The organism is Komagataeibacter europaeus LMG 18890, from assembly GCF_000285295.1.
GTDB lineage: Bacteria > Pseudomonadota > Alphaproteobacteria > Acetobacterales > Acetobacteraceae > Komagataeibacter > Komagataeibacter europaeus.
The window spans coordinates 1-14,300 of record NZ_CADP01000078.1; the positions used below are offsets into that span (position 1 = coordinate 1).

General features: G+C 59.7%; 12 protein-coding genes. 4 read left to right on the forward strand and 8 right to left on the reverse strand.

Translation table 11 applies throughout. The annotated features are described in order from the left end of the window. On the forward strand, positions 1 to 341 hold a 341-nt coding region (locus tag GEU01_RS26950; RefSeq protein ID WP_010515861.1), incomplete at its 5' end, for a transposase. A gap of 109 nt (positions 342 to 450) precedes the next feature. Here GEU01_RS26950 and GEU01_RS16070 read toward each other — a convergent pair. From GEU01_RS16070 to GEU01_RS16095, 6 genes are all read right to left on the reverse strand, one after another. Continuing rightward, positions 451 to 1,818 carry a sugar porter family MFS transporter gene (locus tag GEU01_RS16070; RefSeq protein ID WP_019086888.1) on the reverse strand — a complete coding sequence of 456 codons (1,368 nt, stop codon included), beginning with the start codon at positions 1,816 to 1,818 and terminating at the stop codon, positions 451 to 453. A 33-nt stretch (positions 1,819 to 1,851) separates the two neighbouring features. After that, positions 1,852 to 2,979, reverse strand: a complete 1,128-nt coding sequence (locus tag GEU01_RS16075) for an L-dopachrome tautomerase-related protein (RefSeq protein ID WP_026018803.1) — start codon at positions 2,977 to 2,979, stop codon at positions 1,852 to 1,854. A gap of 108 nt (positions 2,980 to 3,087) precedes the next feature. After that, on the reverse strand, positions 3,088 to 4,557 hold the full coding sequence (xylB, locus tag GEU01_RS16080) for a xylulokinase (RefSeq protein ID WP_019086890.1): 1,470 nt from the start codon (positions 4,555 to 4,557) through the stop codon (positions 3,088 to 3,090). A 406-nt stretch (positions 4,558 to 4,963) separates the two neighbouring features. Continuing rightward, a complete protein-coding gene (locus GEU01_RS16085) occupies positions 4,964 to 6,106 on the reverse strand; it encodes an acetoin dehydrogenase dihydrolipoyllysine-residue acetyltransferase subunit (RefSeq protein ID WP_019086891.1) in 1,143 nt (380 codons plus the stop codon). A 1-nt stretch (position 6,107) separates the two neighbouring features. After that, positions 6,108 to 7,136 (reverse strand): alpha-ketoacid dehydrogenase subunit beta, encoded by a 1,029-nt coding sequence (locus GEU01_RS16090; RefSeq protein ID WP_019086892.1) that lies wholly within the window; start codon positions 7,134 to 7,136, stop codon positions 6,108 to 6,110. A 166-nt stretch (positions 7,137 to 7,302) separates the two neighbouring features. Further along, positions 7,303 to 8,268 (reverse strand): thiamine pyrophosphate-dependent dehydrogenase E1 component subunit alpha, encoded by a 966-nt coding sequence (locus GEU01_RS16095; protein ID WP_026018804.1) that lies wholly within the window; start codon positions 8,266 to 8,268, stop codon positions 7,303 to 7,305. A 218-nt stretch (positions 8,269 to 8,486) separates the two neighbouring features. On the opposite strand from GEU01_RS16095, the gene GEU01_RS16100 reads away from it, so the two are divergent. The 3 genes from GEU01_RS16100 to GEU01_RS25845 all read left to right on the forward strand — a co-directional run bounded on the left by GEU01_RS16100 (position 8,487) and on the right by GEU01_RS25845 (position 11,735). Next, positions 8,487 to 9,452, forward strand: a complete 966-nt coding sequence (locus GEU01_RS16100; protein ID WP_019086894.1) for a helix-turn-helix domain-containing protein — start codon at positions 8,487 to 8,489, stop codon at positions 9,450 to 9,452. A gap of 290 nt (positions 9,453 to 9,742) precedes the next feature. After that, complete coding sequence (locus GEU01_RS16105; RefSeq protein WP_019086895.1) at positions 9,743 to 11,536, forward strand: Hint domain-containing protein; 1,794 nt, start codon at positions 9,743 to 9,745, stop codon at positions 11,534 to 11,536. 52 nt (positions 11,537 to 11,588) lie between these two features. Further along, on the forward strand, positions 11,589 to 11,735 hold the full coding sequence (locus GEU01_RS25845; protein ID WP_155820509.1) for a hypothetical protein: 147 nt from the start codon (positions 11,589 to 11,591) through the stop codon (positions 11,733 to 11,735). On the opposite strand, the gene GEU01_RS16110 is transcribed toward GEU01_RS25845, so the two are convergent. Continuing rightward, positions 11,727 to 13,916 carry an EAL domain-containing protein gene (locus tag GEU01_RS16110; protein ID WP_019086896.1) on the reverse strand — a complete coding sequence of 730 codons (2,190 nt, stop codon included), beginning with the start codon at positions 13,914 to 13,916 and terminating at the stop codon, positions 11,727 to 11,729. The two genes, GEU01_RS25845 and GEU01_RS16110, sit on opposite strands and share 9 nt — an antisense overlap. A gap of 15 nt (positions 13,917 to 13,931) precedes the next feature. Next, the coding region (locus GEU01_RS16115; protein WP_232272583.1) for a transposase at positions 13,932 to 14,300 on the reverse strand (369 nt) is incomplete at its 5' end.

Consider the following 14,300-nt stretch of genomic DNA (forward strand, 5'->3'; position numbering starts at 1 on the left):
CGGTCCGGGACCTGCGGAAAAAAGGCATCGATCCGCTGGTCGCCATTGGACGGCCCTGTGCCCGCAGGCCATATGATTTCCGGCCACTTCCTGAAAGCAGGGAGCCACGCCGGATAACCGAACCCTGGCGGCTTGCCATGAAGGACAGGCTGGAAACCACAGAAGCCGGAGATGTTTACAGACTACGAAAACAGACCGTTGAACCGGTCTTTGGAATTATCAAAAGCATCATGGGGTTCAGAAGGTTCAGCCTGCGTGGCCTTGCAAAAGTCACGACCGAATGGACCCTCGTTGCACTCGCATATAACTGCAAAAGAATGGCACGGCTTCAGGCGGCATAAGCCGGGTCAGCCTCGACCTTATAACCCTCAAAATGGCCAACCCGACAGACTGCTAAAAGACGACAACCGGAAACCTCTATATGTTTATTATTCATCTTCAAACAGCGTATCAGGTCAGGCTGTTGAACGTGCCCGCCTTAAGCGCCGCTTCGATTTCTTCCAGTGACCGTCCGCGCGTTTCGGGCACATAACGCCATACAAATGCAAATGCGATCAGGTTGATTGCGGCATACATCCAGAACGTACCTGCTGCCCCCAGCGCCTGCACCAGCGACAGCGTGGTCAGGGAAATCAGCAGGTCCGCCGTCCAGTGCGTCGCCGCCACCAGGCTCATGCCCTTGCTGCGGCACGACAGGGGATAGACCTCCGCCCCCACCAGCCATATGGCGACAGACAGGCTGCCCACATTGAATATGGCGTAACAGACCACGGCTGCCGCCGTTATCCATGTATTGATGCCATGGGTTGACCCGATGGCAAACATTGTTGCCAGCACCATAAGGGAGACAACGGCACCGGGAATAAGCCGCAGCAGCAGCCTGCGCCGTCCCCATGCATCTACTGCCCAACTGCCAAACGCGGTGGACAGCACCATGGCGACCCCGATGGCAATCGAGGTCAGCAGGGCCGAAGCCTGCCCGAAGCCGACACCTGCGAAAATGGTCGGTGCATAATACAGCACCGCATTGATACCCGTAATCTGGCAGAACAACGCCACCCCGACCGATGCAATCACCGCCGGGCGCACCCATGGCTGCAGCAGCGCGGACCACGGGGCCTGTTCATCGTGCATGGCGACAATGGAATCCAGTTCCGTCCGCGCGGCCTGCGGGTCGCTGCGCAGGCGCTGCAGCACCTCGAACGCACCTTCAAGGTTTCCCTTCATGGCCAGCCAGCGCGGACTGCGTGGCAGGACCGACATGCCGACAAACAGGATGATGGCAGGCACGATGCCAAGCCCGAACATCAGCCGCCATGACTGATTCCGACACAGGTACCCCGCGATAAAGGACACAAGGATGCCAGACACAACCGCAAGCTGGAACAGGACCACCATCTGCCCGCGTTTTTCACGTGGGGCGATCTCCGCGATATAGACCGGCACGATCTGCGAACACATGCCCACCGCCAGCCCGAGTATGAACCGTGCGCAGACCAGCACCACTACCCCGGGCGACAGGGACGCGACCAGCGTGCCGACAATGAACACAAGGGCCGCGAACATGATCATGTAGCGCCGTCCCAGCCGGTCCGACAGCGGGGCCGCCACAAGGCAGCCCCCCAGCGCCCCGGCCACGATGGCGGATGTCACGATCTGCTGTCCCAGTGTGCCCAGGGTGAAATCGGCGGTGATCTGCAGCAGGGCTGCGGAAATGATGCCGGTATCATACCCGAACAGGAGGCCGCCCGTGGCGGCGACCCCCGCAATCAGGTTCACGATACCGGATCCATGGGCGGTCTGCCTGTCATGCGCCATTATTATGCGTTCTTTCCAGCTTGCCCTTCAGGCTTATTTCAGGGGAATGCGCACCACCAGCCATGGCCGCTCTTCCATGTCGTGACCGTCATGGAACACGGGCAGCCGTCCCCACTGGGCGACCGTCAGCCACAGGGCGTCGTCCTTCAGGGTCAGTCCATCGGGGGCGATCAGGCGCGGATCATGCGCGACAACGGACAGATGGCCGTCCGCCGTCCGGCGCAGCACCGCGTGGCGTTCGATATCCGTCAGGTACAGGGTATTGTCCGGGCCAGTGGCCATGCCATCGACCACGGAATCCTCCCCTTCGTCACGCACGGCGCGTTCCAGTTGCGCAGGCTTGACGGCAGGGTCGGCCAGAAGGGCCGTGGGCGCGCTGTAAAGCCTGCGGCTGGACAGGGGCTGCCAGTACAGGCGGCTTGAATCCGTGCTGAGCGTCACGCCATCAATGCCCCCCTGTCCCATGGCCGGGTGCGCCATGTCATAACGCAGCATCTGACCGTCCAGTTCCATGGCGAAGCCCGGCTCCGCACGGGTCGATGGGGCGTTTTCCAGCACCCGCCGCGCATGTCCGGTTGCGATGTCGACCACGATGATCGCCGGATGATCCATAAGCGAGGTATCACTGACATAGGCGGTGCCCTGCGCGCCATGCGTCATGTCCACACGCACGTCATTGACATGGCTGTCAGACCGTGTCGCACCAGCGCCCAGCGGTATGGTCGCCACGATCTGCCCGGTATGTCCATCCAGCCCGATCAGCGACGGGGCGGCCGGTGTCTTCTGTCCGGCAACGATCCCTTCATCCACGATCCACAGCCGACCGGTTGTATCCACCGTCATGCCAAGGGGGGAGACAAAACGCGCCTGCGTCGCCTCATCGGGAAAGGCGATGGCCTTGCCTTTGTTCAGCACGCCCAGACGCGGTCCCTTATGGTCGGCGGCGCTGCGCGGGAAAGCCAGTACAATACGCCCATCAGGCAGGGCTGCGATGCCCGATGGCTGCATGTCGTAAAAACGCGCGACAACGCTGATATTGCCCGACGGGGCCGCACCATGGTCCACGCTATCGCGCGCAACCGCCGCCACGGGGGGCAGAAGCCCCAGCACGGCGGCTGCACATGCGCTGTATAATGTCCTGTTGAATAGGCCTGTTTTCATAATGCTCTCCGTTCCCCTGTTCATGCCGATATGGGCGACATGGTCGTTACAGGCTATAACAGCCTTTTCCCCGGTCGGGACATGCCACAGGCGTGACACGGCACCCATTCAGGTGGCCTGTGCATCCATTGCGGAACGAAGGGCAGGATAAAGCCTGCGGTAAAACGCCAGTGGCGCGGCATAGGCGCGGGCCAGTTCGGGATCGGGATCCAGTGTTTCCTCGCGCTGCCGTGGCAGGCACACGGCGTCCACCGCTTCCCCCGTGACGGCGATGCGGGCCAGGCGGGCGGCGCCAAATGCACCCCCCTGTTCCCCATGCGCCAGCCGATGCAGCGACAGCCCCGTGACACTGGACAGGATGGAAACCCATGTGCGGCTGTTGGATCCGCCACCGATCACGTCCGCCTGCGTCACGATGGAACCGGCATCCGCCAGCGCATCCACCACGTCACGGAAGGAAAAGGCGACACCTTCCAGCACGGCCTGCGTCATGTCCGCGCGAGTGGTATTGTGGGACAGGCCGGCAAACATGCCACGGATCCGCCCGTCATTATAAGGTGTCCGCTCACCCGACAGATAAGGCAGGAATACAACAGGCGATGGCCACGTCACACGCGCGGGCAGTTCCGCCAGCAGGTCGGGCTCCGCCATGCCGGTCGTGCGCGCCCACCACGCCAGCGAAGACGCAGCCGACAGCGTCACCCCCATCTGGTGCCACGTATCGGGCACGGCATGGCAGAAAGCATGGATCCCGCCCTGTGGATGCGGCCGGAACCGGTCGGTTGTCACCCACAGCACACCCGATGTCCCCAGCGACAGGAAAGACGACCCTGCCCTGACCGCCCCCAGCCCCACGGCGCCCGCGGCATTATCGCCCGCGCCCCCCGCCATGACGGGGCGCGCTTTCATCCCCCACCGGCGGGCCAGCGCCGCATCCAGCACGCCAGCCGGTGCCGTGCCTTCCACCAGGGCTGGCATGTCATCACGCCGCAACCCGGTCGCCGCCAGCGCATTATCGGACCAGCAGCGGCGCCCCACATCCAGCCACAGCGAACCCGCTGCATCCGACATGTCCTCGATCATGTCGCCGGTCATGCGGTAACGCAGCCATGCCTTGGGCAGCAGGACATGGCGGGTGGCGGCGAAGACCGCCGGTTCATGTTCCGCCACCCATAACAGCTTGGGCGCGGTAAAGCCCGGCATGGCGATGTTGCCGCATATTTCACGGCTCTGGGGAAACCTGCGTTCAAATTCCGCGCACTGCGCCACCGCGCGCACGTCATTCCACAGGATGCACGGACGCAGCACGTCACCTTCCCGCCCCAGCAGGACCGCGCCATGCTGCTGACCGGACAGGCCCATGCCCTTAACCTGCGCCATTTCGGCCGGGTGCGCTGCTGCCAGCGCGTCCATGGCGCCCAGCAGCGCCGTCCACCAGTCCTGCGGCGCCTGTTCATTCCAGCCCGGCCTGGGGGAACTGACACGCAACGGATATGAATGGCTGCCTATTACATGCTGGTTGCCGTCAACCAGAACGGCCTTCAGGGCGGACGTGCCCAGATCAATTCCGACAAACATTATTATTATTCCCGCGCCGTAACTGGTTTTCCAGTCTGGCTGTTCTTGCTTTGCCGCTTTGTTATGCTCCAAGTGAATACACATTGGGGGTGGCGTGGCAAGTCCGGGCGGCACACCTTCTGGTGACCTGCAATCACGGAAAATTTTTCGTAATACGAAACATTACAGGTGAAAAGGGAACCATATCCACTATCGTTTTTTATACGTAACAGTTCCCCGCCTGAAGGAATATTTCCGGATCGGCTGTGTGGAATATCCGGCAATTCATGATAATGCCTGCAGTATCATTTCAAAAACAGAACATACAGGAATGCCGCCTTTTTGAAAAAAGGCGGCACCCAAAAACTTTTATTCTCTTTATTTGATTATATGACGCTGACTGCAGCCTGTATGCAGATTTTTGTCCTTACGTGGCGACGACTTTCGACTTCATGAATTCCTCCACCATTTCATTGACCTTGCCTGCGCTTTCAAGCTGGGGCATGTGCCCGATATCGGGCAGGATGTGCCGTTCAACGGCAATGGACAGGCCATCAGCCTGTGTCACGGGCAGGATTTCATCCTCCCGGCCCCATATCACCGTTACCGGAACATCCACCGCCGCCAGCACGGGGCGCAGGTCATCGCCCTGATGGCCGCCCGGGAAACAGGCATCCGCAACCGTACGCAGGGCAGCCTGCACCCCATCCAGCCGTTTGTAGCGCAGCACGTCATCAGACATGCGCCGCCCGATCAGCGATTTGTCATGCACGAGGTATTTCAGCACATCCTGCACCGCGCGCACGCGATCGGCCTCGATAAAGCCGTTGATGAAAGTCATATTGATCTGCGGCCCAAGCCCGGCGGGCGCCACCAGCACCAGCGAGGCCACGCTCTGCGGCGCGGCCTGCGCCAGTGTCAGCGCAATACCACCACCCAGCGAATGCCCCATGACATGCGCCTGTTCGATTTTAAGCTGCGCCAGAAGCTGCGCCGTAACATCAGCGAAGAATGCCAGCGTGCCTGGCCCGACATCCTTTGATGATTCGCCATGTCCCGGCAGGTCAAAGGCAATGACGCGCCGCCCGTGCGCAAGGGCCGCGTGGTTGAGCATCCAGTTTTTCAGGTCACCGCCAAACCCGTGGATCAGCAGCAGGGGCGTGCCATCGCCTTCCCCACGTTCATGCACGCGCAGGGTATGACCACCCACCGTCATCATGACCGGTTCATCAGCCGGCGCGCTATCCGACTGCGCATCGGCTGATGCGGCAAATTCAGCCTGGAAGCGGGTAATGAAGGCGTCAATATCCGTATCGGGCACCGCCGGATCGGCCACCACGCCAATCAATGCGCCCACGGGCAGCATTTCCCCGTTGCCTGCGACCTGCCGCCGCAGCGTGCCGGTAACGGGACTTTCAAAGGCATTGGTGATCTTGCTGGTTTCGATATCAACCAGTTCGTCGCCGGTTTTTATGGCCGTATCCGGTTCGACCATCCACCCGGCAATCTTGCCTTCGGTCATGGCCAGCCCGAATTTGGGCATGGTGATGGGGGTTATGTCATGGGTCATGTCAGACTTTCTCCACTACGCGGTGGGCCATGATGGCGTTCACGGCGGCCTCGATCCTGTCCACGCTGGGCAGGTACAGCGTTTCCAGAACGGTGGCGAAGGGAACCGGCGTATGCGGCGGCACCACCCGACGGATCGGGGCGCGCAGGGTATCGAACGCTTCCTCCGCCACAATGGCCGCGATATCGGTGGCCATGTTGCACCGTGGGCTGGATTCATCAACGATCACCAGTCGCCCGGTATCGGCCACGCATTCCAAAATGGTGTCGCGATCCAGCGGGGAGGTCGTACGCGGGTCAATGACCGTGCAACTGATCCCCTTCCTTTCCAGCCGGTCGGCCGCCTGGTTGGCCAGCCCGACCATGCGGCCAAAGGCGACGATGGTGACATCCCGCCCTTCCCGCGTCAGGTTGGCTTCGCCAAACGGGATGGCATAGGGTTCATCCGGCACGTCTTCCTCCTCATCATACATCACCTTGTTTTCAAGGAAAATGACGGGATCATCATCGCGGATGGCTGAAATCAGCAGCCCCTTGGCTTCATAGGGTGAGGACGGTATCACGACCTTCAGGCCGGGAATATGGGTAAACAGCGGATACAGCGCCTGACTGTGCTGGGCGGCGGCATTGAAGCCCGCGCCGAACATGGCGCGGATCACCAGCGGCGTGCGGGCCTTGCCACCAAACATGTACCGGAACTTGGCCGCCTGGTTCATGATCTGGTCAAGGCAGCAGCCGACGAAATCGACAAACATCAGTTCCGCCACCGGCCGCAGTCCGGTCACGGCGGCGCCTGCGGCGGCCCCGATATATGATGCCTCGGTAATGGGGGTGTCCAGAACACGGGTGTCGCCAAATTCCTCCAGCAATCCCTTGGTCACGCCCAGCACGCCGCCCCATGCGTCCTTTACGCCAGCCGATCCACCACGCCCGCCCGCGACATCTTCACCCATCAGGATGACGGTGGGATCCCGGCGCATTTCCTGCCGCAGGGCTTCATTGATCGCCTGTCGAAAGCTTTTCTTGCTCATGGTTCATTTCTTCCATGCACTGGAGGCCGCTTGAAAACGGCTTGCCGATAAAAAATGAAAGTTTCCGGATATCGCCGTTTTCCAAAAAAGCTTCACCAGAAACTCCCTTATGATTGCAGGATGTTTCCCGGTCCGGTTTTTCAGGCAGCCTCGTTGGGGATAGGGGTCAGTAACGGACGTACACATCCGCAAGCAGGTCGGCGGATTGCGGCAGCGGGTCGTCCTTGGCCTGCACCACGGCGGCCTCGATTTCATCCGCGACGGCGGCGTCGACCTCATCGAGTTCGCTGCCTTCAAACAGACCGGCCTCCGTCACGCGCGTGCGGAACAGCTTGAGACAGTCATGGTCGCGTTTGGCGATCGCCACTTCATCCGCCGCGCGGTAGGTCATGGCATCGCCTTCAAAATGTCCGTACCAGCGCGCCAGGTGGACATGCAGCATGACCGGCCCCTTGCCTTCGCGCGCATGGGCAATCGCCTCACCCGCCGCCTGATGGACAGCGAAGTAGTCCGACCCGTCACATTCGATATAGGGCATGCCAAATCCCGCTGCCCGCGCCCCCTGCGTGCCAGCGCAGGCATAGGACGCGCCGGTGGCCTCGCCATAGCCGTTATCTTCCACCACGAAGACGGCGGGCAGGTTCCATACGGACGCCAGGTTGAGGCTTTCCAGCGTCGATCCCTCGTTCGACGCGCCATCGCCATAGAACGCCACGGCCACCCCACCGTCGCGCAGGGTCTTGTGCGACAGCGCCGCGCCACAGATCAGCGGCGGCCCGCCGCCCACGATCCCGTTCGCCCCCAGCATGCCGCATGCCAGGTCGGCAATATGCATCGAACCGCCCTTGCCACGGCATACCCCGGTACTGCGGCCATAGATTTCGGCCATCATGCCCGCGACACCCACGCCCTTGGCAATGCAGTGGCCGTGGCCGCGATGGGTGCTGGCTATGGTGTCGTTATCCGTCAGGTTGGCGCACACGCCCACGGCGGATGCTTCCTCACCACAATACAGATGAACGAAACCGGGTATTTCCCCCGTGGCGAATTCAACATGCAGGCGCTCTTCGAACATGCGGATGGTCCGCATGGCCCGGTAGGAGCGCAGCAGCGTTTCACGCGCTATTTGCATGGTTATTTCCCCTGTTTTTTTCTGGTCCCGCAGCACTGCGCCTGTGCATGCCGCCGGGCTGTGTGCAGCACACACGCATTGCGCCATTGTGGACAAGGATGCACCGCGCCCCCTTCACGCCCATGTGACGCGGCGCGTACGAAGTGTCGCGAAACCGCGACACTCAGGCAGGTGTTTATCCGCCAGCATCCCTGAAACACTGAACGCAAAGAAACAGCATGCTGCATGGCCCCAGCTTTTTGCGTCCTGCTTCCGCCTTTCCCGCCATGGATACGCTCCAGACGGGGCTTGAGGCCTCATGGCAGCGCTGCCGGCATGAGTACGGCCTCGACCCCACGACCGCCACCCTGCCGGATGTATTGTCGGGCGCGGAACTGCGGCAGGCATGCCTGCGCATGGGCAGGCTGCTATATTTTGCAGGGCCGGAAATGGAACGGCTGCATACGGCCCTTGCCCCGGTCGGTTATACTGTCATGCTATCAGATATGGATGGCATCGTGCTGACACATCAGGCGACCAGCCCCCTCCGGCGCGGTTGCCGCCGGTGGCATTTCTGGCCCGGCGCGGTGTGGGACGAACGCCATGCCGGGACAAACGGCATCGGCACCTGCCTGGCCGAACGGCGCAGCATAAGCGTGCACCGCAACCAGCACTGGCGCAGCGGCCTGCATGGGCTGGCGGGGATTGCGACGCCGGTTTATGACGCATCGGGCCGGATGGCGGGCGCGCTCAATGCCAGTTCGTTCCATCCATCGCCTGATGGCAGCCTGGGCATACTAATCGCATCGAACCTGCTGCAGGCCGCGCAGCAGATCGAACAGGCCTGTTTCATGGACCGATATCGCGGCCACGCCATCATGCTGCTGGGCAATGCGGTGGGTGCATCCGTTCCGCTGGTCGCGCTGGACCGCGACCGGCACGTGGTGGGGGCGACCCATGCCGCGCGTGCGCAGATGGGCATTCCCCCCCTGGCGGATGTCAGCCTGTGCCTGCTTGATGACACGGCCATCCCCGCCCCGACCGCGCCACTGCGCGAAGCCCAGACCATGGCCATCCATACGGCACTGGCCAGCGCACGCGGCAAGGTGGCGGTCGCCGCCCGCATGCTGGGTGTCAGCCGGTCCACCCTGCACCGCAGGATCCGTATCATTGCGGAACAGGAACAGGCCTGGGCGCGCTCCTGATGGATCAGCCCCTTCCATCCATCCGGCGGCACAAACACATATGAAACATGACGCAGGACCACCCGCCTTTCCCAAAACGGGCGCGTATTTTTTCAGGTCCACGGCACCAGACGCTGACCGTTCGTTTACGGATTGATCATTTTTATAAAATAGACTGCGAATTCAGATTTTATGGACTTCCCGGCTTGAACCGTTCCAGAAAAAAGGCGCCAGTCATGTTATTTATCAAAATAAAAATCCGTTATCGCAATTTTAAAATGAATATTTGAACACAATAAGGATAAATAAAAATGGCTGATACGAAAATTCTTTATGCATACGGAAACAACGTCGATAGCAGCGGTGATTATGTTCTCGCTCCGGCATTGTGGGTAGCGGGCGTCGCGGGAGTAGGCGGCGGCAGCGCCACATTTGAAGGAAGCAATGTCAATGCGACCCTTTCCTTCGCCCCGACCGTCATCGGTCTGCTGAGCCCCTATTCCGTCACGTCGGAAGACGGGGCGCATGTAACACTGACCGGAACCGACGGGTCCCTTGTATCCGCCCTGACCGGCACCACGATTACCGCGAACGGGGGAACGGTTACCCTGGCGGGTGAAGATGCCATTTCCGCCCTGTCCGGCACCACCTACAATATCGAGAATGGTGGTACACTGATGATCAATCAGGTCCAGGGGGCCGATGCCATCGCAGCCCTGGGGGGATCAACGGTCAATTTCGGGACGGGTGGCGGAACGCTGGTCATCACGCCCGGGTCCAATGTATCCATTCTGGAATTCCCCAGCATCACCGGCTTTGACCAGTCGGGCGCAACCATAGAAATTCCTGATGCGACGGCCATTGCCTCCGTATCGCAGTCCGGCGACAGCACCAATATCGTCACGACTACCGGCCAGACCATTCAGGTTCAGGGTGATTTTTACGATTACGCGACACAGCACAACCTCTTTCAGACAACCAAGGATGGAAACCTGTATATCAGCACCACCCCCGTCAACAGCACGGGGGATACTGGCGTGCTGGTCTGTTTCCTGCCGGGTTCGATGATCTCCACCCCGTCTGGCGCGGTTGCGGTAGAGGATCTCCGGGAAAATGATGAAGTCCTGGCGCTGGTGGATGGTCAACTGGTCCCGCGCAGGGTGACATGGACAGGCAAGGCGCGGGCACATGTCCGTGCAGGCATGCCCGATGACGAAGCGGGATACCCCGTGCGTATCCTGCAGAACGCCATTGCCGACGGCGTGCCCTGCAAGGACATGTTGATAACGGCCGAACATTGCCTGTTTTTTGATGGCCGGTTCATCCCTGCCCGCATGCTGGTCAACGGGCGGTCGATCTTCCATGACCGTTCCATCACGTCCTATGACTACCATCACATCGAAACGGAAGAGCATTCTGTCATCATGGCCGATGGCATGCTGACGGAAAGCTATCTTGATACCGGCAACCGCCGTGCCTTCCAGCAGGATGGCAATGTCATCCGCATTGGCGAGAAGGTGCGTGACTGGGCACATGATGCCGCGGCCCCCCTTGATGTCAGCCCTGATTTTGCCGAACCCCTTTTTCGCCAGATCGAGGCACGGGCGATTGCGGCAGGCCGCGAAAACGTATCCAAAGCCCCTGTCCTGACTGACGATCCCGCACTTTACCTGCTGACGGAAACGAATGCCGTCATCCACCAGATACGCGCGGCCAACGGGTTTGTCTTTTTCATGATTCCACCCGGCGTGCAGGACGTGCGCATCATGTCCCGTACCGCCCGCCCATCGGATACAATCGGCCCGTATGTGGATGATCGCCGCCAACTGGGAGTGCTGGTCAAGGACATCAAACTGTTCGAGGGCAATACCACGCGTGCCATCACAGCCCATCTTGCACAAAATGCACCGGCAGGATGGTACGATGGCTGGTACGCGCCACGCAACGTTCCCTGCCGATGGACGGATGGGCAGTCATCCCTGCATCTGGGCGTGCATCGCGCTACCTCCATGCGCCTGCTCTGCATCGAAATTCTGGCAGGTGGTCCCTATGCCGTTGAAAAGAACAATACGGCCGTAACCGATATGCCGCGCCTTACAGCCTGAACAGGCACGTATTCTGCGAATACATGACAATGTAGGCCAATCAGGGAAGCAGATGAAATATCTGCTTCCCTATCTGCACCAGTTACCTCCTGAAGACTGCCCTGTCGTAAAAATTGTTGGTAAGGCTTTTTTTCAGAAGGCTTCAGCGAACGCTGCCTTTTTGAAAAGATACGGCAGCCAGAAACTTTTATTACTTTGATTTGGCCTGACCTGAACTCTGCTTCTTGCTCAATGCCTTGCGCATCGCTGGCATGATTTTGCGTGGCTGCCTGAACCACGTTTCAAGATCCCTGGGTGCCATGGGCTTCGCGAACAGGTAGCCCTGCATGACATCACAATGCAGGCTTTCCAGAAGTTCGTACTGCGCTTCGGTTTCAACCCCTTCAGTAACAACTGTCATGCCCAGACGGTTACCGATACCAATGACGGCGGTGGTCACGGCCTGCGCATTTGCATCATGTTCCAGATTCATGATGAAGCTGCGGTCAATCTTGATTTCCGTCAGCGGCAGACGGGTCAGGCGCGACAGGGATGAATAACCCGTGCCGAAATCATCCATGGACAGACCGACATTCAGGTTCCGGATGGCATGCAGCACGTCCATCGTATCCTTGTTTTCGTCCATCATGACGCTTTCGGTTATTTCTACCGTCAACCGCGTCGGTGCGATACCGAAGCGCGTCAGCAGGTTGGAAATCATTTCAGGCAACTGACGCTTGCGGAAATGTCCCGCGGACAGATTGACCGATACAGCCGGAATCACGACGCCATCATGGTCCCATGCGACAATCTGGCGACAGGCTTCTTCCAGACACCAGGCACCGATCGCCTCGATCTGCCCGGTATCTTCCGCCACCGCGATGAAGCGCGACGGGAAAATATTACCCAGATGTGGATGATGCCACCGTGACAGGGCTTCCACCCCGTACAGGCCCCCTGTCTTTGCCTCGATCTGCGGCTGGTAATGCAGGTTCAGCAATCCCTTGGCCAGGGATTCACGCAGGGCGGACCCAAGGACAAGACGATCCTGCGCCGCGGCATGGTCTTCCGGTGTTGCGACGCGGAATGTGCCCCGCGCTTCCTTCTTGGCAAGACGCATTGCGGCTTCGGCATGGCCGATCAGGGATTCACTGTCCGGCCCGTTTTCAGGAAACATGCTGATCCCCACACTAACCGAGGCCGCAAGGAAATTGCCCCCGATTTCGATGGGTTCCTCCATCCCCGCGATCAGCGTTTCGGCAAATGCCGTTGCATTGGCGGCCCTGGTGTCAGGCAGGATGATGACGAATTCATCCCCGCCTGCCCGGCTGAGGATATAATGGCTACGACACAGGCTTTTGATCCGTATGGCCACGGCCTTCAGGAAATCGTCCCCGTTCGCATGTCCCAGCGCATCGTTAATATCGCGGAAACGGTCCAGATTGAGCATCAGCACCGCGAAATGGTTATCGCCCGGCTTGCCCTCCTGGGTTTTCAGGACCTTGTGGATGGCGGTCCGGTTGAGGAAACCCGTCAGGGGATCATAATTCGCCAGTTGGGAAATATGATGCCGAGCATCATACTGTTCGATCAGCACGCTGCAGAACGGCACGCAGCCTGCCACGATTTTCCGGGGCCAGTCGCTGACTTTATTCAGGTTGCGTGAAAACAGGGCGAATATTCCCGATATCTTCCCACTGCCTGCCTTGATGGCGGATGCCCAGCAATTATGAAGGCCAAGCGACACCCCAAGGGATTTGTAACTGTCCCACACGACTGTCGCGGCCTCGTCCAGGTCATTGGACAGGGCCATGATGTCCGCATCGGACAGGGTCACGTTCTCCAGCGCCGCGGCGTAACGTCGGGGCAGGCCGGGACCGGACAGGACGCGCAGGCGATGTTCTTCATCAATCAGGACCAGGATGGCGACGGTATCGGGAACAAAATTTTCAACCTCGCGACAGATAAGATCAGCCACATCCTGGATCTGCATTTCGGTCGAAAGGGACTGGAAGACCGTATTCTGCAGGTCCAGCAGTTTCTTGCGGTGGTTTTCTTCCGTTACGGCCTTGATGGACGCCAGGTAGTATTTTTCACCCTTCGGGCCGATCGGGCTTGATGACAGCGTCAGTTCGCCCGTGATGTAATCGCCATGCCTGTTTTCGAATATGATTTCCCGCGACGTGCCGACAATGACGTTGATATCCGTCTCGCGGTTACGGGTGATGTAGCCATCATGTCCCTGCCGGGCAAAATCCGGCACCAGCATCCTGACGTTATGGCCAAGAACCTCGTCCTGCGTATAACCCCACAGCTTTTCCGCGCCGGTGTTGAAAAAAATGACATCATTTTTTTCATTGATCACAACAATGGCCTCGGTCGCGTCATGGAGCAGGCTCATACCAACCGTTGATTGCTATAACCCATGAGCCCAATTGCGCAGTCCGATTGACATGATGCGCCATGGTTGATTGACGAGCTGGTTCCAGGCATGGCAGGCGATATCAACGATATCGTCATAGGTTCTGAAGATCCTGTTTGAGAGCCATGTATTGCGCAGGAACTGCCAGAGATTTTCCACCGGGTTCAGTTCAGGAGCCCGGGGAGGCAGCGGGAGAATGGTGATATTGTAGGGAACATCCAGCTTCTGACTGGTATGCCATGCGGCCTGATCCACAATGAGGACGGCGTGAGCGCCCTGCGTGTTAAGCGGCATGGAAAAGTGACCCCTTCGGAAGGGGGACAGGCAGCCAAAAACGACCCCTTTCTGAGAAACGGGTTCACG